Source organism: Methylocaldum sp. (genome assembly GCF_035627495.1).
Taxonomy (GTDB): Bacteria; Pseudomonadota; Gammaproteobacteria; order Methylococcales; family Methylococcaceae; genus Methylocaldum.
The window spans coordinates 28,257-46,966 of record NZ_DASPLO010000072.1; the positions used below are offsets into that span (position 1 = coordinate 28,257).

16 protein-coding genes and 4 pseudogenes are annotated in these 18,710 nt (G+C 55.1%); 17 read left to right on the top strand and 3 right to left on the bottom strand.

Annotated elements, in window-relative coordinates:
* The first annotated feature begins 104 nt into the window (after window positions 1-104).
* From VEB01_RS05835 to kdsB, 5 genes are read left to right on the top strand one after another with little or no spacing between them, the layout of a single operon-like run.
* Window positions 105-722, top strand: a complete 618-nt coding sequence (locus VEB01_RS05835) for a MotA/TolQ/ExbB proton channel family protein (RefSeq protein ID WP_324873637.1) — start codon at window positions 105-107, stop codon at window positions 720-722.
* A gap of 6 nt (window positions 723-728) precedes the next feature.
* Window positions 729-1,151 carry an ExbD/TolR family protein gene (locus VEB01_RS05840; protein ID WP_324873639.1) on the top strand — a complete coding sequence of 141 codons (423 nt, stop codon included), beginning with the start codon at window positions 729-731 and terminating at the stop codon, window positions 1,149-1,151.
* Window positions 1,152-1,168: 17 nt separating this feature from the next.
* Complete coding sequence (gene lpxK, locus VEB01_RS05845) at window positions 1,169-2,179, top strand: tetraacyldisaccharide 4'-kinase (protein WP_324873641.1); 1,011 nt, start codon at window positions 1,169-1,171, stop codon at window positions 2,177-2,179.
* Window positions 2,160-2,348 (top strand): Trm112 family protein, encoded by a 189-nt coding sequence (locus VEB01_RS05850; RefSeq protein ID WP_324873643.1) that lies wholly within the window; start codon window positions 2,160-2,162, stop codon window positions 2,346-2,348. Before lpxK ends, VEB01_RS05850 begins: the two co-directional genes overlap by 20 nt.
* A 10-nt stretch (window positions 2,349-2,358) precedes the next feature.
* Window positions 2,359-3,120 carry a 3-deoxy-manno-octulosonate cytidylyltransferase gene (kdsB, locus tag VEB01_RS05855; protein ID WP_324873645.1) on the top strand — a complete coding sequence of 254 codons (762 nt, stop codon included), beginning with the start codon at window positions 2,359-2,361 and terminating at the stop codon, window positions 3,118-3,120.
* 16 nt (window positions 3,121-3,136) lie between these two features.
* Here kdsB and VEB01_RS05860 read toward each other — a convergent pair whose 3' ends face one another.
* Window positions 3,137-7,459 (bottom strand): PAS domain S-box protein, encoded by a 4,323-nt coding sequence (locus VEB01_RS05860; RefSeq protein ID WP_324873646.1) that lies wholly within the window; start codon window positions 7,457-7,459, stop codon window positions 3,137-3,139.
* A 41-nt stretch (window positions 7,460-7,500) separates the two neighbouring features.
* On the bottom strand, window positions 7,501-8,460 hold the full coding sequence (locus VEB01_RS05865; protein ID WP_324873648.1) for an ABC transporter substrate-binding protein: 960 nt from the start codon (window positions 8,458-8,460) through the stop codon (window positions 7,501-7,503).
* 879 nt (window positions 8,461-9,339) lie between these two features.
* Here VEB01_RS05865 and VEB01_RS05870 point away from each other — a divergent pair.
* The 3 genes from VEB01_RS05870 to hxlB all read left to right on the top strand — a co-directional run bounded on the left by VEB01_RS05870 (window position 9,340) and on the right by hxlB (window position 11,426).
* A complete protein-coding gene (locus VEB01_RS05870; protein ID WP_324873651.1) occupies window positions 9,340-9,903 on the top strand; it encodes a hypothetical protein in 564 nt (187 codons plus the stop codon).
* A 338-nt stretch (window positions 9,904-10,241) separates the two neighbouring features.
* On the top strand, window positions 10,242-10,883 hold the full coding sequence (hxlA, locus tag VEB01_RS05875) for a 3-hexulose-6-phosphate synthase (protein WP_324873653.1): 642 nt from the start codon (window positions 10,242-10,244) through the stop codon (window positions 10,881-10,883).
* A 9-nt stretch (window positions 10,884-10,892) separates the two neighbouring features.
* A complete protein-coding gene (hxlB, locus tag VEB01_RS05880; protein ID WP_324873655.1) occupies window positions 10,893-11,426 on the top strand; it encodes a 6-phospho-3-hexuloisomerase in 534 nt (177 codons plus the stop codon).
* A 529-nt stretch (window positions 11,427-11,955) separates the two neighbouring features.
* Here the strand turns inward: hxlB and VEB01_RS05885 are convergent.
* Window positions 11,956-12,931 (bottom strand): annotated as a pseudogene (locus VEB01_RS05885) (IS3 family transposase); the annotation flags it as partial.
* A gap of 22 nt (window positions 12,932-12,953) precedes the next feature.
* On the opposite strand from VEB01_RS05885, the gene VEB01_RS05890 reads away from it, so the two are divergent.
* From VEB01_RS05890 to VEB01_RS05935, 9 genes and pseudogenes are all read left to right on the top strand, one after another.
* On the top strand, window positions 12,954-13,370 hold the full coding sequence (locus tag VEB01_RS05890) for a hypothetical protein (protein ID WP_324873657.1): 417 nt from the start codon (window positions 12,954-12,956) through the stop codon (window positions 13,368-13,370).
* A gap of 275 nt (window positions 13,371-13,645) precedes the next feature.
* A pseudogene (locus tag VEB01_RS05895) lies at window positions 13,646-14,601 on the top strand (IS481 family transposase).
* A gap of 45 nt (window positions 14,602-14,646) precedes the next feature.
* A pseudogene (gene istA, locus VEB01_RS05900) lies at window positions 14,647-16,153 on the top strand (IS21 family transposase).
* A complete protein-coding gene (gene istB, locus VEB01_RS05910; protein WP_324873661.1) occupies window positions 16,150-16,887 on the top strand; it encodes an IS21-like element helper ATPase IstB in 738 nt (245 codons plus the stop codon). Before istA ends, istB begins: the two are co-directional and overlap by 4 nt.
* A 67-nt stretch (window positions 16,888-16,954) precedes the next feature.
* Window positions 16,955-17,056: pseudogene (locus VEB01_RS05915) on the top strand (IS481 family transposase); the annotation flags it as partial.
* Between the two features lie 9 nt (window positions 17,057-17,065).
* A complete protein-coding gene (locus tag VEB01_RS05920; protein ID WP_324873663.1) occupies window positions 17,066-17,224 on the top strand; it encodes a DUF2523 family protein in 159 nt (52 codons plus the stop codon).
* A 9-nt stretch (window positions 17,225-17,233) separates the two neighbouring features.
* Window positions 17,234-17,425: a hypothetical protein gene (locus VEB01_RS05925; protein ID WP_324873665.1), complete on the top strand. Its 192-nt coding sequence runs from the start codon at window positions 17,234-17,236 to the stop codon at window positions 17,423-17,425.
* A complete protein-coding gene (locus VEB01_RS05930; RefSeq protein ID WP_324873667.1) occupies window positions 17,425-17,652 on the top strand; it encodes a hypothetical protein in 228 nt (75 codons plus the stop codon). The genes VEB01_RS05925 and VEB01_RS05930 overlap by 1 nt, the downstream gene beginning before the upstream one ends.
* A 556-nt stretch (window positions 17,653-18,208) precedes the next feature.
* Window positions 18,209-18,469, top strand: coding sequence for a hypothetical protein (locus tag VEB01_RS05935; protein ID WP_324873669.1), 261 nt, complete (start codon window positions 18,209-18,211; stop codon window positions 18,467-18,469).
* Window positions 18,470-18,710 lie beyond the last annotated feature (241 nt).

An 18,710-nucleotide genomic window follows, 5' to 3' on the forward strand; every position in this document is an offset into this window, starting at 1 on the left:
AGGCGCTTGATCGGTATTCCGGTTGCTATCCTTGATGTAAGGGCTGTCGGTTTCAAGCCGATCGATTAAAATGATTGGCTGACTAATGTGGGGAATAATCGACCGTGTTTGAAATCATTAAAGCGGGCGGTTGGGTCATGGTGCCCATCATCGCCTGTTCAATACTGGCTTTAGCCATCATTTTGGAACGCTTCTGGGCGTTGCGTGCAAACCGTATTATTCCTCCGCAACTGGTGCCGGAAGTATGGAATTTATACCGAAAAAATCTGCTCGATAGCGCCTATATTCGGAAATTAAGGGTAAATTCCCCGCTCGGTGCGATCCTTGCGGCGGGGCTCACGAACTATTCGCAAGGCCGCGAAGTGGTGAGGGAAAGTATCGAACAAGCCGGACGCCAGGCAATACACGATTTGGAGCGATACTTGAATACCTTGGGCACTATCGCCTCGGTGTCGCCTTACCTCGGTCTCCTGGGTAGTGTCCTGGGCATGATCAAGGTCTTCTCCACGTTTTCCATGGCAAGCGGCATCGGCAATCCCACCAAGCTCGCCGGTGGCATATCGGAAATTCTCATCGCTACGGCGGCAGGATTGGCTGTAGCCATCCCCAGCCTGATTTTCTACCGGTATTTCCAAGGCCGTGTGATCGACTTCGCCGTCCGCATGGAGGAAGAGGCCGTCCGCCTGATCGAAACCCTTTACAGCAGCCAGGAAGAGGACTAATCGGCAATGAATTTCCGCCCGCGGCGTCGGGATTATCCCGAACTTAACCTGATTCCGATGATCGACGTACTCATCGTACTGTTGATCTTCCTGGTATTGACCACCACGTTTAGCCGTGAAGCCGCACTGCAGATCCGGTTACCCGAGGCCACAGGGCAAACTGCAAGTGAAGAAAAGGGCGTTGACGTCGTCATCGATGCGGAAGGGCGTTATTTCGTCAACGAGCATCAGGTGGTCAACACGCAAATCGAAACCCTGAAAAGAGCCATCCTGGAAGGAGCGGGTGATGATAAAAACCCGTTGCTGGTCATCAACGCGGATCAAAAGACCACTCATCAAGCCGTAATTACCGTTCTAGATGCAGCCAGCCAGCTCGGTTTCACCCATGTGACCTTCGTCGCCAAGAGCGAAGCGGTCGAGAATCCCTAACCCTTCCATCGAGTCAGGTGAAGAAGCAACTGACCGCCTGGCTACAGCGGGAGTGGTACGGCAAATCGCGTCCAAATCCATTTTTGACTTCGCTCGAAATCGTATTCCGCCAGGTTGTTACGATTCGCTGCTGGTCATACCGGAATGGCTTTAAGAAAGTCAGCCGCCTTCCAGTTCCGATCATCGTAGTCGGCAATTTAACAGTCGGCGGTACCGGCAAGACGCCTTTGGTCATTTGGCTGGCTCAGTTTCTGAAGGAGAAAGGATTTAAACCGGGTATTGTCAGCCGCGGCTATGGGGCGTCCCTCGGACGGCGGCCGCGTCAAGTTTCGGCGGACTCTGATGCGCGTGCCGTGGGCGATGAGCCGCTACTCATCGCACGCCGAACCGGCTGTCCGGTATTTGTTTTCCCCGAACGCGCCGAAGCGGCTCAAGCACTTCTCGAGAAAACCTGCTGTGACATCATCGTTTCCGATGACGGTTTACAGCACTATGCTTTGGCTCGCGAGTTGGAAATCGCCGTGATCGACGGTGCCCGGCGGTTCGGTAACGGCCACTGTCTTCCGGCGGGGCCTCTGCGGGAGCCGCTAGAACGCTTGAAATCGGTGGATTTACGAGTGTATTCGGGTGAAGCTCCGCCTGGCGAATACGCCATGTCTCTGGAAGGCGAAGTGGCAGTGAACCTTCAGGACGAAACCGTGAGAAAGCCCCTGAAATCCTTTGTCGGACGTGCTTTCTATGCAATCGCCGGGATCGGCAATCCGCAGCGGTTTTTTAGTCATCTTCGAAGTTTCGGTTTAGAGTTCGACGGCCGCGAATTTCCCGATCATCATGAGTATCGAGCTGAAGACTTGGAGTTTGCTAAAGGTCAACCGATCGTGATGACCGAGAAAGATGCGGTTAAGTGCCGTGCTTTTGGCGCGGAAAATTTCTGGTATGTGCCCGTCGAAGCAAAGCTGCCGACCGAATTCGGCGAGAATTTGTTAACCCTATTGAAGGCCAAACGTAATGGACAGAAAACTGCTTGAGATCCTGGTCTGCCCCGTCTGCAAAGGCGAACTCATTTTCAAAAAGGAGCAGCAGGAACTGATCTGCAAGGCAGACCGACTCGCCTATCCGATACGCGATGACATCCCGGTGATGCTGGAAAACGAGGCTCGAAAGATCAGCCTTGAAGAATACGACGCTCTGTCGTAGCGGCTATACCATGCCGTCTTTTAACATCGTCATTCCTGCGCGCTACGGATCAAGCCGGCTGCCGGGCAAGCCTCTGCTGGCTTTGGCGGGACGACCGATGATCGTCCACGTCTGCGAGCGCGCCTTAGAAGCTGGCGACAACGTCATTGTCGCCACCGACGACGAACGGATCCGCGACGCGGTAAATCATCTGCCCGTGCGTGCGGTAATGACCCGAAAGGAGCATGCCAGCGGCACCGAACGGATTGCCGAGGTGGCGGATAAGCTGGGTTGGGCGGATGACGAAATCGTCGTCAACCTGCAGGGCGATGAGCCTCTGATGCGGCCAAAACTGGTGAGGATGCTCGCCGCAGCCTTGGCGAACCAGTGTATTGCGCAGGTTGCGACTCTTGCCGCACCCATCAAAAGCCACAGCGAAGTCTTCGACCCGAACGCCGTCAAGACAGTGCTCGATCAAAACGGCTGCGCACTTTATTTCAGTCGGGCCCCCATTCCTTGGCATAGGGCCGGTTTTGCCGACGCTGACAGATCCTTGCCGGAAAACTTTCCGTATCTCCGGCATATCGGCATTTATGCTTATTCGGCCGGTTTTCTTCGCCGCTACGTGAGCTGGCCACCGTCCCGGCTGGAAGCCGTCGAGGCATTGGAGCAATTGCGTATTCTATGGCAGGGCGAACGTATTCTGGTTTTGCCGGTCGAGGAAGCGCCGGAGGCGGGTGTTGATACCGAGGATGATTTACGGCGGGTCGACGAGCTTTTGTCCGCTCTTTAAAAGTCAGTCGAATACATCAAACTAAAGAAAGCTGTGACCGGGTCACACATCCGGCCACATCCCGAAGACACCGCTCGAAATCATTCAAGTCCATTGGCCGTCCGAATAGATAGCCCTGAAAAGACTGACATCCGCGCGCCTTGAGAAACTCGAACTGCGCTTCAGTCTCCACCCCTTCGGCAACCACCTCCAGGCCCATATGGTGTCCCATGGCGATAATGGTTTCCACAATGACGGCATCATTGGTATTTTCATGAGCATCGCACACGAACGAGCGGTCAATTTTGAGTTGGTCCAGCGGTAGACGCTGCAGATACGAGAGAGATGAATAGCCGGTACCGAAATCGTCGAGGGAGAAGCGCAGCCCGGCTTCCCTCAGGGTGTCCAGAGTCCTGATGATATCGTCGAGTTTTGATATCAGCATCCCTTCCGTGATCTCCAATTTCAACCGTTGCGGAGCCACGCTGACACGCTGCACGATGCCGCGTACAACTGCGGAAAAATTCGGCTGTCGGAACTGCCGCGGACTGATGTTCACCGCCAGGGAAAAATCCGGTGACAATAATCCTTCTCGCTCCCACTGCGAAATTCGCTCACACGCAGCATTCAAAACCCAATTACCGATCTCGGCGATCAGACCGCTTTCCTCGGCCAGGGGAATAAACTCGCTCGGTGCAATCCATCCCCGCGTAGGATGATTCCAACGCAACAGAATTTCACCGCCGGAAAGCTTGCGCTCGACATTGACCAGCGGCTGGCAATACAACTGAAGCTGATTGCTCGCTCGTGCTTTTCGAAGCTCCCCCAACAGCGCGACGCGCGCCTCCATGCTGGCTTCCATCTGGGGATCGAAAAAACAAGCGGTGTTTCGACCGGCAGCTTTGGCTTCATACATTGCCGCATCGGCTCGCTTGAGCAGCGTTTCCGGACGCTCCGTGTCGTCGCGAAACAGCACCGCACCAATACTCAAGGTAACGTGGTGCTCCTGTCCGGCAAGTCGAAAGGGTTTCTTCAAGGTCCCGATCAATTTTTGCGCCACCTGCTCGGCAGAGAGCGTGGCGACCGGCTTATCGTCACCTAGGCACTCCAGCACAATTACGAATTCATCTCCGCCCAAACGGGCTACCGTGTCCTCCTCTCGCACCGCGCTCGTTAGAACATTCGCGACCTGAATCAAAAGCTCGTCACCTATGTCGTGACCCAGCGTGTCATTAAGGATTTTGAAGTGGTCCAAGTCAATGAAGAGTAAACCGCCGTATTGGCCCCAGCGGGCCGCATAAGTGAGTGCCTGATTCAGCCTGTCGTAGAAAAGCCGCCGATTCGGCAGGCCGGTGAGCGTATCGTAATAAGCCAACTGCCGAATTTGCCGTTCGGCCTCTTTCTGCATGGAGATGTCGATGAACGCACCGACATAATGCGTCGTTTTGCCTAAATCGTTCTTTACTGCCGTAATCGAGAGCCAGTGTGGGCAAATTTCGCCGGACTTTCGGCGACTCCAGATTTCGCCCTGCCAAAATCCATCGCGGATGAGTGTTCGCCATATGGTGCGATAAAACGCTTCGTCATGGCGGTCCGATTTCATGATATCGGGGCCTTGTCCAATTACTTCATCCCGGGAAAATCCCGTTAGTTTGCAATAGGCATTGTTTACCCGCTGAATTACGCCAATCGCATTGGTAATGATGATTGCCTCGTTGACCTCGAACGTTGAAGCGGCCAGACGAAGCTCCAATTCCGCTTGCTTCATCTCCGTGATATCGATACATGATCCGATAAAGCCGAGAAATCGGTCCTGTCCGTCGAAACGTGGCTTGCCGGAGTCGGATAACCAACGGAACTCGCCGTCGTATCGACGTAAGCGGTATTCGGTACGGAAGGTCTGCTGGGCTTCGAATGCTTTTCTATACGCTCTAAGGTAGGGCCCGCGATCATCGGGGTGAATGCCTTCCATCCAGCCGGAGGATATTTCCTGGCTTATCGTGCGGCCGGTAAACTCCAACCAGCCCCGATTGAAGTAGTGGCGTCCATTTTCCGAATCCGACATCCAGATGAGCACCGGCGCCGCATCGCTTAATTCGCGGAAACGCGATTCGCTCTCCCGCAAAGCCATTTCCGCATGCCTTCGAGCCGTAATGTCCAGGTGAGTGCCAGCTGCCCGCAATGGTTTCCCGGCAGCGTCCCATTCGAGTACTCTGCCTTTGTCGAGAATCCAGATCCACTCGCCGAATTTGGTGCGGAGACGATGTTCGGTTTCGAATGTCGGCGTGACCCCGGCGATATGCGCGTTCAGCGCATCCATCACCTGAGTCCAGTCATCAGGATGGATAAGCTTTTTCCACGTGAAGATGTGGTGCTCCGCCTCATGCGCCTCGAAGCCGAGAAATTCTGCCCAACGGTCGTCGAACACCAGTTGGCCGGTGCCGATGTCCCAGTGCCAAGTGCCGAGATCCGCACCCTGGTAAGCTAGTTTTAGGCGTTCCTTGCTCTCGCGGAGCGCACGTTCTACAGCCTTGCGCTGCGAAATGTCTCGCGCCGAACAATACAACAGCCGCTGATTCCCGAATTTCACTCCGGTGGCGCAGATTTCCACCTCGAACATTGAGCCGTCCTTGCGGCGATGAAGCGTTTCAAACACATCCGCTTTGTCGAGCAATTCTCTGATTTTTTCCTGAAGTTCCTGCTGAGTCCACTTGCCATCCCAATCTCTGACATTCAGACGAACAATCTCCTCCGGCGAATAGCCCAGCATACGGCAGAAGGCATCACTGGCTTGAAGGACGTTACCGTACGCGTCCAAAACATGGATTCCATCACTGGCGGTCTTAAGCAAAAGCGCATTGCGCAGGCTTTCCTCCCGAAGCGCCCGTTCCACCTTTTTTTGATCTGTAAGATCACGGGCGATGGCGCAAATAAATTCGTCTTCATCGTATGTGAGATAGCTGTAGGCGACTTCGACCGGTATGATCTTCCCATTCTTTCCCTGATAGACCGTTTCCTCTTTCGAGTGAGAATCTTCTCGAACAGCCGACCATGTGTTCGGCCACGGCTCCCGCTCATCGCCGGAGTAAAGATCACTGATCTTCATGGCCAGCAATTCGTCGCGGCCATACCCCAACATTCGACAAGCCCCCTGATTGATGTCGACGAGGTGCCCCTCGGGGTTAATCCACATGATCGCATCGCCGGTGTGATCGATACTGTATTGCTTGAACTCCAATGCCTCGCGTGTGTGGTACTCCTCGGTAACATCCCGGAAAACGAGCACGACTCCTCGAACTGAGCCCTGTTCATCTCGGATCGGCGCGACGCTGTCGGCGATTTGGTACTCTTGTCCGTCCCGGGCGACAAGTACCGTGTGATTCGCAAGGCCCAAAATATGACCGTTCTCTAAGACTCGGGTGACCGGATCTTCCGCTGGCTCTCGGGTTTTCGCATTAATAATGTGAAAGACGTCGTCAATCTTGCGTCCTAAAGCCTCTTGCTCAGTCCAGCCGGTGAGCTGCTCGCCTACTTTGTTGATGCGCTGGATTCGACCGCCACGATCGGTAGCTATGACCGCGTCGCCGATTGAACGCAAAGTGATGGCGAGGTTTTGCTCCCGGTCTTGGATCTGTCGCATGTTCTGAGCCAGTGTGAGGCTCATTCGGTCGAACGCCCTCCCAAGCTGCGCCAATTCACCTTCGCCGGCCAACATGGCGCCCGATCCAAGTTCACCGGCTTCGATGCGCTGGGCTGTCTCGGCTAAACGATACAGAGGTTGGACAACGAGTTTGCGCAACAGCACGAAAAGTGCAGCTGCCAGAAGAAGAGACGCTGCCGCAAATACCGCGCTTCGCTGCAACAAATCGGCCCAGAATGAGGCTTGTTCGTACCTCATGTCGTAATTAACGAAGATGATGCCTTTGCGAAGCGAACGGAGGCTGCCCGATTCGCCCGCTAGACTCAAAGGCGCATATGCCACGATATGCCTGCCGTCGCCGGTATATCGGACCATCGGGGCGCCGTTCTCAAGTACCGATCGCACGTCGTGAGCAACAAAACCCGGCAAGACCTTGTTACCGTTCTGGCCCTTCCACGCCAACCGAGTCGCTAGCAGTACGGTCCCGTCCTCATCCAGCGCCGCCAGCACGGAAAATGGAGGCTTCACGGCCAGCCAGGTAAGCGCTTGCTCCGCAGCGCTCCAATTCCCCCCTAGAATTTGGTGTTCCATCACGCGCTGTAGCCGGATGACCTCATCGCGCACGGTCTCGCTGCTCTCCTGTCGGATACGGGAATTCCATAACTGATATTCGACGAAAGAAAGTGCGGCCCAAAACAAGCTCATAGATCCGATGAGCACGACAGGAATCCATCGAGCCAGCGAAATCGTTCTTATCGTTTTTATGGGCCGAGTCGGGGCAACCACTGATCGTTGGCTATTTGATTGAAAGATACGTGAGAAGGCAGGAGTCGCCGTGAGACCATAAAATTGGCCAGTTCACGGGCGGTTGAGTCCAGAATCGGCCTGGAGCTGCTCAAAAGCTTACGGTTTTCCTCCAGGCCCGTGAGATGAATTTCCTGATAGGTTTTAAGAACAGCCGCAGGCGAAAGCGCCATTCTCGGCGCTATCAAAGCGGCCGTTTGTTCCGGATGAGTCCGCCACTCGGCCATGGCCTGAAAGTAACTATCAACAAGGCTGCGCAAAGACTGCCGATGTTCTTGCAGTGCTTCTGCACGCACTGCAAGAACATCGAGAATTCGACCCGGAATTTTTGTGCTATCAAACAGCGGCTTCGCACCTAGTTCGAATAAGCGGGATTTAGTAGGCTCAAACGTAACCAGCGCGTCTACGGAACCGTTTCGATAGGCGCTTTCATGTTCGTCGACCGTCAAATGAATAATTTCGATATCTTTGGGATCCAGCTTAACGGAACTCAATGCCGCGTCTAACAGAACCGCTCCGACCGCCGTGTTTTCGACTCCAACACGCCGGTGTTTCAGTTCATCAATGGTGCGGATGCCGGGTCGGGCCAGAAGTACGTCGGCCCCGGCCGAATAGTCGAACACTAGCACTACGTGAAGATCGGCGCCTTTCGCCTTTAGGCCGAGCACCTCGTCAAGCGTCAATGTTCCCGCCTCTACCAGACCATTCTGCAGCGCCAGCGACACCTCGGTAGCGGAAGTCATCTCCACCAATCGGATGCGGCCTTCGTCGTAAAGCCCCAACTCCCGCGCGGCGTAAAGCATCTCATAACCAGACCAAACATTAGTGGCGACGCGCAGCGTCGATTCTCCGGGCCAGTAACATCCTTCAACAAATACCGCCCAAAAAAGCACGCTTAGTCGCGCAAGAAGGGCCATTGCGTTAATCAGCGGAACAGCATTAAGGTCTTCGAGGAAGATGTCAGGAAATCCTGACCGCGAGCGTGGCCTACGCTCAATCGCCTGGATTGGTCTGGATTCAAAGCGAATTGGCGATGGACTCGATGGGCGCATCCGCGCAGGTTTAATCCGAGGTAGGTTTAGTCAGAGTGGGTTCCGAGCATTGTCTAACGTAATGATAGCCGGTTGTAGAAACCGCATCCGGCTTTCAATTGGGTTGGGAATTTCGCAGCAATACGCTTAGAGCGATCCGTCGGGCGTAAACAATCAGGTTAGCAAGCGCCGATTTTCACGGGAGTCGCCGCAAGGCGATCTCGACGCGAGTGCTGGGAGCGTCCGGATCGGTGGACTGGCCCAGGACTTAGCCGCAGCCGCTTGGTGCGTAGATCTCCAATCTTCGCACGATTGTCCAAAGCGCCTCGATGCACGCCAAGACTTGCCGTATGATCAGAAATCCAGGGTATTCTTACGACGCGAAGCTTCGATCCGTGTGGATACCCTCAATCTGGTGGATCAATTCGGTAAGGCAAGATGTCGGTGGATGGAGCAGCTTGCCGAATTTTGCCGGGAAGCCCTTCTCAGCGCCGGCTACGAGGATGGTTAGGATGCGCCGCTGGTTGTGTGCGAATCCTGCGTCGGAACCCTGGCGTAGAGATGATCATTTTGGTTGACGCTCGTGGTGGATGCGTTCAGGCTGCCGCATCATGAAAAGTGCACCTCCTTAAAGCTCTTAGAGCATCGGAAGAGGCTTATATATTCCATTTGATGATGCGCCCCCTTATACTAAGTTAGGGGCGGCCATCCAGCCCACACTGGCCGGGGTCTTCATCCACTTCTTACGATTTTTAGGAGAATGATGTGAAAAAGCACGATTTGACGAAAGCTATATTTACGGCGCTGCTGCTAGCCAGCCCGTTGGCGGGGGCGGAATCACAATACCCAGCAGCAGACTTTGAGCCGGTAGTTATTTCCCAGGACGCTGACTTAATCGCCAAGCACAGTGAAGCTGCGAAGGAAAGAGCATTGACGATAGAGGCCAGACCGGATGCGGACAGCTCCACCTCGTCGGCATCATCGGTTGAACAGTCTAGCTCTGGTGCTCCGGCTGCCAAAGCCGAAAATCCTTTGGTGGAAAATTATCCGATCGGTTTAATCGTTCTCGCCTTGGCTGGCTTCATCTTCTGGAGCAGCAAGCAATCTGGATCTAAGGTTCAGACGGTTCAGCACAATTCCATCGTGGTTTCAGAAGGACCGACAGCCGAAACTGGCGTGGCTAAGTACATGAAAAACCTGCCAGCATCCGCAAAAGCAGCGGCAGCAGCAGCCGAGACTGGTGTAGCTAAGTACCTGAAGAACCTGCCCGCACCTACCAAAGTAGCGGCAGCCGAAACCGGCGTGGCTAAGTACCTGAAAAACATATAAACGACTATAAAGTAAATGGCTACGTTAGCCGAAATTGATAGGTTCTTCAAAAACTAGGCTTGGACGCGTATCGGAAGCAAAAGCTAGTAGAGTCATCCTTTCTGTGCTGACTCAAATGGTCCGGTGGTTTTAGTTCATCGTCACTAGCTGCTTATTGTTCCCGCGCAAGGCATTGAAATCACATATGCTATTCATGAGCTGACGTGCTGTCGATGACATAAAAGAGCGACAGAGAAGCGTTGACACCTATCCCGGTTCTACTTTAGAGTTAACAAATAATGCGTTTAAAGAATGCATTAATAAGTATCTAACCAACTATAACAATTGGAGCACGCATCATGGCAAGACCATTAATACAATTGGCATTAGATTCTTTGGACGTCAACCAAACCTTAAAGCTTGCTGGCCTTGCAGCCCCTTATGTCGATATTTTTGAAATCGGAACTCCGTGTATTAAACATAATGGGGTTGGTCTGGTTAAAGAATTGAGGAAAAAATTCCCAAGCAAACTGATTTTAGTCGATCTTAAGACAATGGACGCCGGCGAGTACGAAGCAACACCTTTCTACGCGGCAGGTGCTGATATCTGTACGGTTCTCGGAGTGTCTGGCCTTCCAACTATTGCGGGAGTCATTAAGGCAGCGAACGCACACAATGCAGAAGTGCAGGTCGATCTCATTAATGTGCCGGATAAAATAGGATGTGCTAGAGAGTCCGCTAAGCTAGGTGCCCATATTATTGGCGTTCACACGGGTCTTGATGCCCAGGCCGCGGGTCAGACCCCGTTTGCCGATTTGCAAAGCGTGGCTAGACTAAACCTGCCCGTCAGAATCTCTGTTGCCGGCGGAATTAAGCAATCGACGGTTCAGCAAGTCGCGCGAGCTGGAGCAAACATTGTTGTCGTTGGCGCCGCAATCTATGGTGCAGCTTCGCCTGCTGATGCCGCACGTGAGATTTGCGAGCTCGCTAGCGCTGCATAGGGGCGTAATATGCATCAGAAACTGATCATAGAAAAGATTTCAGGCGTTTTAGAAGCTACAGATCCGACCTATGATGAAAAATTAACCCTCATGCTTGATAAGGCATCGCGTATTTTTGTGACCGGTGCCGGCCGATCAGGACTGGTTGCAAGATTTTTTGCAATGCGCCTGATGCATGGCGGTTATGATGCATATGTTGTTGGTGAGATCGTTACCCCGAGTATTCGGAGGGGTGATTTATTTATCGTGATCTCAGGCTCCGGAGAAACGGAGACGATGATTGCATTCACCAAGCGCGCTAAGGAACAAGGCGCTGAAGTCGCTTTGCTGTCCACGAAGAGCAGCTCAACAATTGGCGATATGGCTGATTTCGTATGCCAGATTGGTACCGCGGAACAGTATGGTAAAGTTGTTGGCATGCCGATGGGCACGACATTTGAGTTATCGACATTAATCTTTTTGGAAGCTACGATATCCCATATCATTCACGAGAAAGGGATTCCGGAAGAAGAGATGCGGACAAGGCACGCTAATCTAGAGTAGTGTTAAAAGGCTATATTTAATATATATGTTGATGTAGCCGAGTTTTAAGGAATGAAACCAACAAGCGCTGTGCGGCGATCCATTCTTTAAAACGGCTGAGTAGTCGATGTAGTCAGCGACGATATTTGGTCTCGTGGCCGGTATAGCTAGAAATGAAGCTTCCGGCCGCGATATCAAGCAAGCGGCGGCACTATAGTGTCGATCTTGGATTGCCGTCGGTATTCAGTTTTCCGGAATCGGTGTTGGAAGATAGTTGAGACGCCCTAACGTTTGCTTTGTGCAGCTCCAACACGCTCGCCTTTTGTGGCGTCTACGTAGGCTCTCCAATCTATCTCCTCCTGGTTGGGGGTGGCAAGACGTCTCTCCGATATGCTTTAAAGCATCCTTTAAAAGCGGCTTCTTTTGCCTCAATCATGCAGTCATGCCGCAAGACGGCTATCGCCCGAGGATGTCAAGTAAATAATGGCACTAGTGAAGGCGCAATATCTCATAAGCCTAAGCTTGCCCGGGTTTTACCGATACCAAACGCTTAGGCTGCCCGCCGTTGCTGGGTCAAGCAGTTCTGGTAATAGGTCGCCGGACTCTGGTATCCCAGCGCCGAGTGGCGGCGTCTCCGATTGTAAAACAACTCAATGTATTCGAACGTATCCTCACGGGCTTCTTCCCGGCTGGCATAGCGCCGGTGATGCGTGCGCTCGTTCTTCAGGCCGTTGAAGAAACTCTCCATCGGCGCACTATCCCAACAATCGCCCTTCCGACTCCTGGATACCCGCATACCGTATTGTTTCAGCAGCGCCTGATAGGCCGCACTGCAATACTGGCTGCCCCGATCGGAATGATGCATGACCCCCGCTGACGGCTTGCGGCGGAACCAAGCCATCCTGAGAGCATGGATGACAAGCTCCTGGGTGATGCGCTCCCCCATCGCCCAATCCATGATCATCCGGGTGTGCAGATCCATCACCACTGCCAGATACAACCAGCCTTCGGTGGTCGGCACATAGGTGATATCCGCGGTCCACACTTGATCGGGACGCTCTGTCGCAAAGTGGCGATCCAGCCGGTTGGGTGCTACAGGGAGATGGTGCTTCGAATCCGTTGTCGCCTTGTAGCGCCGTTTGTGGCGGGCTCGAATCACGTTCGCCTGCATCAGCTTGCAGACTCGTTCCTTGCTGGCCGGCGAGCCATTCTCCCGCAGTTCTTTCCAGACGCGCGGCCAGCCATAACTGCCCTTGGACTCCTCGTGGATGGCCCGGATCAGCGTGAGGAGCTGAACATCGCTCAACCGCTTACTCCGCCTGCCGCCTTGTTTCCAGGCCGCATAACCACTGGGACTGACATTCAGGGCCGCACAGAGCCTTTCCAGCGGATACGAGTCGCGTTGATCCACCAGCCAGGCGTATCTCACAGCGACTCCTTCGGGAAATACGCCGCCGCTTTTTTACGATTTCCAATTCCATCTTCAACTGCAGGTTTTCCGCTCGCAGACGAGAGAGCTCCATTTGCTACGTCGTCAAACTCTTGCCGTTGGAATCTTCATCATTTCAAACCTCCAGTAGTTCAAGTATCAATCACTACTTCGGTATCCGAAATTCCCGGGCAAGCTCACTGCAGCAAAAGACTCAGGGACAAGATCCACAGACCTGCACGACGTCAACCACGACCCACGAGACCACCCTCAACAATGCCGGGAACATCATCAATTACACCTATCAGTACAGCACCAATACCTCCATTGACAACTCGACCTCCGGGGAACTGCCGACCGATTACGCACGGGAAAACATGCTATTGGACACGAAGGGCAAGCTGCAGGAAATGCTCGACGAGATCAAAAAGCCGCCAGAGTTGCCCGGAGGGGTGAACCAGAACGAACCGGGGCCGGAGAACGAAAACATCCAACTTGCCGACGATCTCGACCGACGGTCAAGAGTTCGAGAATGAATGTCCTTCGAACATCACGTTCAACGCGATGGGTTCTGCGTTTGCCATTCCCATGGGGCCGATGTGCACCAGGGGTTCCTATGTCGCGCCCCTGATCTGTGGGGTTCGCCTGGCTCGTGGCGGCGCGCATGGGGTTTGTGACAAATCAAGGTTTCGATCCCGGGCTGGATCTCATCAAGGGTCACGTTTACTCGGCGATCGGGAGCGCGCCGGCCTACATGTTTAGTCCCACCGTGTGCTGGAGTAATGTATGCTCAGCTACGGAGGGACGATTTATGGGACAGGTTCTGCATGGAAGCGCCCGCCCGACAGCGGCGGTGCGTCGGGTGATACAACAGAGTCAAGCGAGCTTGAACAAACTTGCCGAGAGCTACGGCATCAATCCGAAGACGGTCGCGAAGTGGAAAAAGCATGACTCTGTGCAGGATGCACCAATGGGACCGAAAGAGCGGCGCTCCACGGTGCTGACGCCCGGAGGGGAAGCGGCCTGTGTGGGGCGTTTCGCAGATACACGCTGCTGCCGCTGGATGATTGCCTGTATGCCCTGCAAGCCAGCGTTCCACACCTGACCCGCTCTGCATTGCACCGCTGCTTTCAGCGCCATGGCATCAGCCGGTTGCCGGAGATGGCAGGCAGCAAACCTGCCAGGGAAAAGTTTAAGAGATATCCGCTTGGCTACTTCCATGTCGACATTGCCGAAGTGCATACGGAAGAAGGCCGCTTGTATCTATTCGCGGCCATCGATCGGGTCAGCAAGTTTGCTTTTGCCGAGCTGCATGAGAAGGCAACCCGCCGGATCGCCGCCAACTTCCTGCGCACCCTCATCGCGACGGTGCCCTACAAGATACACCCGGTCTTGACGGATAACGGCACGCCGTTCACAGAGCTGGCCAACTTCCGACACTCAGTCAAAGAAAAGCCAGCGGTTGAAAATCCCGACGGCATCTACCGGATCCAGGCTTTCGATTATGCCTACGAGCAGAATGGCATCGAGCATCGCCTCACCCAACCGGCACATCCTTGGACCAACGGCCAAGTCGAACGGATGAACCGAACCCTGAAAGAAGCCACCGTCAAACGCTACTACTACGAAAACCACCAGCAGCTAAAAGAGCATCTCTACAGCTTCCTGAATGCCTACAACTTCGCCAAACGGCTCAAAACGCTCCAAGGATGTTTGACGACAATTAACCTGTCCGGTCAACGACAACTATCTTGGCCGGTTGAGTGAGACACTGGCACCCGTCAATTGGGACTTCACATGATGGAGGATCAGGTGCCGGGGGCTCGAATCACTCAACGACAGGAGAAGGTTTATATGACAAGTCGTCGACAAGGGTTAACCCAGGAAGCGGCCGCGGCGAAGGCGGACATTTCGGAACGCTCCGGCCGCCGCATCGAGAACGCTGAATGAGATTCACGCAAGGCGCCACGTCATTGGCGGACCCGCCAAGATCCGTTGGACGCGGTGTGGGACAAAGACTGTGTCCCTTTGTTGGAGCAAACCCCGGATGTGACGGGGTTGACCTTGTGGGAACATTTGGACGAGATGTATCCGGGCCGGTATCCGGAGCGGATCTTGCGGACGTTGCAGCGACGGGTCAAGCACTGGAAGGCGGTGCACGGACCTCAGCGCGCCGTCATATTCCGGCAGTCGGTGCCGCCGGGCTACCAGGGGTTGTCGGATTTCACACATCCGGATAGTCCCATCACCCTTCAAGGCCAGCCGTTCGAGCATTTGCTTTACCAATTCCGGCTCGCCTACAGCGGCTGGCGCTATGTGCAGGTCGTGCGGGGCGGTGAAAGCTATTCGGCCTTGGCGGACGGTTTGCAGAACGCGTTGCAGCAGGCCGGGGGCTGTCCGGCCACCCATCGCACCGACAGTCTGAGCGCGGCCTATGTGAATACGGCGGAGCAGACCGCCCTGACCCGGGACTATGAGGCCCTCTGTACCCACTACCGCATGAAGCCGGCGCGAAACAATCCGGGGGTGAGCCACGAAAACGGCGCCATCGAATGTGCTCACGGCTCATTCAAGCGCCGCCTGGATCAGGCGCTGAAGCGACGCGGTAGCCACGACTTCCTGAATGTGGAGGCGTACCGGCGGTTCATCGAGCGTGTCGCCGATCGCCTCAACCGGCATTGCCGGGCGCGCTTCGAAGATGAACGAAAGACGCTGCCGGCACAGCGTTTCACCGACTATACCCGGCTCAGCGTCAAGGTCACCCGCATGAGCACCATCGAGGTGAAAAAGGTGCTCTACACGGTGCCTGCCTCGCTGATCGGGGAACGCCTTGAAATCCATCTCTACCACGACCGGTTGCAGGGCTTTGTCGGCCAAAAGCGGGTGTTCTCCCTGACCACGGGCTTATCCCCCACCCGGTCAAGGCCGCGCCCGGCAGGTCGATTATCGCCACGTGATCCACGTCCTCGCCGCCAAACCCCAGGCGTTTCGCTTCGCCCAACTGCGTGACGAGCTGCTGCCCACGGACGGCTACCGCCGCCTCTGGCAGTTGATCGATCAACAGCTGGAACCCCGTGAAGCCTGCAAATGGATGGTCGGGGTGCTGCGTCTGGCCTATGACTACGATTGCCAAGACCCATTGGCCACCGACCTCTTGCGCCAGGCCGAACACGGCCCCCTGCCGCCCCTGAAAACTCTGCAGGCGCGCTATTTGCGGCCCGCCCAGCGGCCGACGGCCTCAACGGCTCAGCATGCCCTGACCGACTATGATCATCTGCTCAGGGGACCGTGGGCGCAGGCCCATGGGGGGCTGCAATGAGCCCGAGTGTTGCCTTGTCGCTGAAAGACCTCAAGCTACCGGCCTTCCTGCGCCATTATCAGGCCTTGCAGGAACACGCCGTGGCGCACGGCTGGAGCCATGGCCGCTATCTCGAAGCCCGCGCGGAAAAAGAGGTCGCCGACCGCTATCAAAAACGCGTTCAACGCTGGACCCGGGAAGCCGAACTCCCCACCGGAAAAAGCTTCGCCACCCTGAACCCGGCACTCCTGGAACCGGCGACTCAGCAGAAGATCCTCCACCTCAGGGAGCAGACCGACTGGGCCCGGCGCGCCGACAATGTCGTCCTTATCGGCCCCTCCGGCGTCGGCAAAACCCATATCGCCGCCGCCTTGGGGCTGCATCTGGTGGAGCAAGGCCTCCGCGTCAAAGCCTTCAGCGCCACGGCCCTGGTGCAAAGCCTGCAACAGGCCAGGCGTGACCTCGATCTGATGACCGCCATGACCCGCCTGGACAAATATCGCGTCCTCATCATCGACGACATCGGCTACGTCAAGAAAACCGATGCGGAAACCCAGGTCCTGTTCGAATTTATCGCCCACCGCTATGAATCCGGCAGCCTGATCATCACCGCCAATCAGCCGTTCAGTCAATGGGACGCCATCTTCCCGGACAGCATCATGACGGTCGCCGCAATAGACCGCCTCATCCATCACGCGTCCATCATCGAAATCGAAGGAGAAAGCTATCGCAAAACGCAACAGATGAAACGATAAAAAGACCAACCGCTCAACCAGCCATTGTAATTGTCGCCGACCGGACAAAATAATTGACGCCAGACACCAAGGACTCACACCCTATGAGTACATCATCAAATGCTGGCAAAAAGAACCCGATCGCTTTACGTTCAACCCACTCCAGCACACGGTGGGACTAAACAATTAGGTCGTTCAAATGCTCGGCTTTCTCGAAGTCGATAAGGCGATCAACGTTATATTCTCGGCCATTGCCTTTCGGGCGGTCCTCTCCGGATTTAAGCAGGGCGAGAAACTCAACAGCGTCTGGCGGACACGCGACAACGGTGGCGGCAGTGGCAGCAGTTTTTCGGCTTAAGGGGGGGCTATGGACACCATCACAATCAGCGGTTCTGTTTCGGAGTGGCAGGCGTCGCTTGAAACGATGTTGTGGGCCGGAACGGGACTCGGATTCTTCGCGGGAATCATTGCCGCTGTTCTGGTGGGGGCGGTGTTGGGCCTCGTCCGCCAGTGGCAGGAGATTCGGCAAACGGCGCGAGAAGCCGAAGGGGTGGAGTAATGGCCATTACCTTCGTCATGGGGCTTCCGGACCACGGCAAAACCTTGTTTACCTTCGCTGAAATTGATCGCGAATTCGCCGGGAAGCGCCCGATCTGGTACGTCCAAAAGGCGGCGGTCAATGAACCAGGGGCGGGGGATCGCGGGGCTCAACCTCGTCCATTGGTAACCCTTCGACGATCCCTTGGCGTGGTGGGACTGCCCGGACGGGGCGGTGATCGTCATTGACGAATGCCGGTACTGTTTCCCCAGGCGCGGCAACGTCCAGGGCAAGGAACCCGACTATACATCAGGCCCTCGCCTACAGCACCCTCCACAAGTCTCCACCGCCGCCAACGCCTGCACTCGATCCGGTGCCGCAAAGTTCGGGACCGCTTTCAAAAGCCGGCGCGGCTCTTCCAAACCCCGACGGCACGAAACCGCCCGTGGTCCTGGTCAGGATCTCGGGCGTGGTGCTCCTCAAAATCGGCTATCGCTCCGCCGCATCCCCTTAGCCGGCTGCATCTTTGACCAGGGCCGGTGGGAATGCCTTTACGATGGCCAGCGCTATGTCCGGGAAGGGGCGGCCAAGCCGCGCATGCGCGGCCGCCCCCTAGGGACGTGCCTGTAACACGTCACAACCAAGAACTTGAACGCGTCTGTGTGTTCAAACCGTTATAAGGACAACAAAAAATGACTAAAAAACTGCATAAGAAAACCCTCTGGGAACGCTATTCCTTGGAGTCTTTGTAATAGGGCGAGACCGACCCCCAAGGGGCGTGTGCTGATCGGGGAGCCGAGGCTGGTGGACTATTCGAAGCTGTTGTTCTGCGGCTGCTCAATCGACACGGTCCGGCAGCTCTATTCGGGCACCCTCAAGGCCGAGGAGATCGAAGACACCATCGAGCACAAGACCTTCGAGGTCCATTATCCCGCGTACGGCCGCTTCCATGTGGCCAAGATGGGGAAGCTATTGGGCTACCGCTATAAGCTCCAGAACAATAGCGACGGCATCGTCATCTTGCTCGGGGGAGCTATTACACAAAGTCGAAGCGCTCCAGTTTGAGCGATTCATTCAAGGAAAGGTCATCCAGCAACCGGAATGGCGACCGGAAAAGCCGGACAAGCGCCCGTTGGCCAATCTGGTGAACCTATGGTTTGATTCCATTTTTCAATCTATAGTGCATTAACAATCCAAGACCAGGCGGTGATGGAATAGACGCGTGCGGGATCGTTTTCGAGATCTCGCAAGGCGTGCTCCAAGTGGTCTTCCAAAGCATCAAGGCTGTCAAAGACCCGGTTGTGAA

Excerpts from the sequence above, each read along its gene's own strand:
- VEB01_RS05840 (WP_324873639.1), top strand. The coding sequence starts at position 729 with ATGAATTTCCGCCCGCGGCGTCGGGATTATCCCGAACTTAACCTGATT.
- VEB01_RS05850 (WP_324873643.1), top strand. The coding sequence starts at position 2,160 with ATGGACAGAAAACTGCTTGAGATCCTGGTCTGCCCCGTCTGCAAAGGC.
- kdsB (WP_324873645.1), top strand. The coding sequence starts at position 2,359 with ATGCCGTCTTTTAACATCGTCATTCCTGCGCGCTACGGATCAAGCCGG.
- VEB01_RS05865 (WP_324873648.1), bottom strand. The coding sequence starts at position 8,460 with ATGGCCCTTCTTGCGCGACTAAGCGTGCTTTTTTGGGCGGTATTTGTT.
- hxlA (WP_324873653.1), top strand. The coding sequence starts at position 10,242 with ATGGCAAGACCATTAATACAATTGGCATTAGATTCTTTGGACGTCAAC.
- hxlB (WP_324873655.1), top strand. The coding sequence starts at position 10,893 with ATGCATCAGAAACTGATCATAGAAAAGATTTCAGGCGTTTTAGAAGCT.
- istB (WP_324873661.1), top strand. The coding sequence starts at position 16,150 with ATGAGCCCGAGTGTTGCCTTGTCGCTGAAAGACCTCAAGCTACCGGCC.
- VEB01_RS05920 (WP_324873663.1), top strand. The coding sequence starts at position 17,066 with ATGCTCGGCTTTCTCGAAGTCGATAAGGCGATCAACGTTATATTCTCG.
- VEB01_RS05925 (WP_324873665.1), top strand. The coding sequence starts at position 17,234 with ATGGACACCATCACAATCAGCGGTTCTGTTTCGGAGTGGCAGGCGTCG.
- VEB01_RS05930 (WP_324873667.1), top strand. The coding sequence starts at position 17,425 with ATGGCCATTACCTTCGTCATGGGGCTTCCGGACCACGGCAAAACCTTG.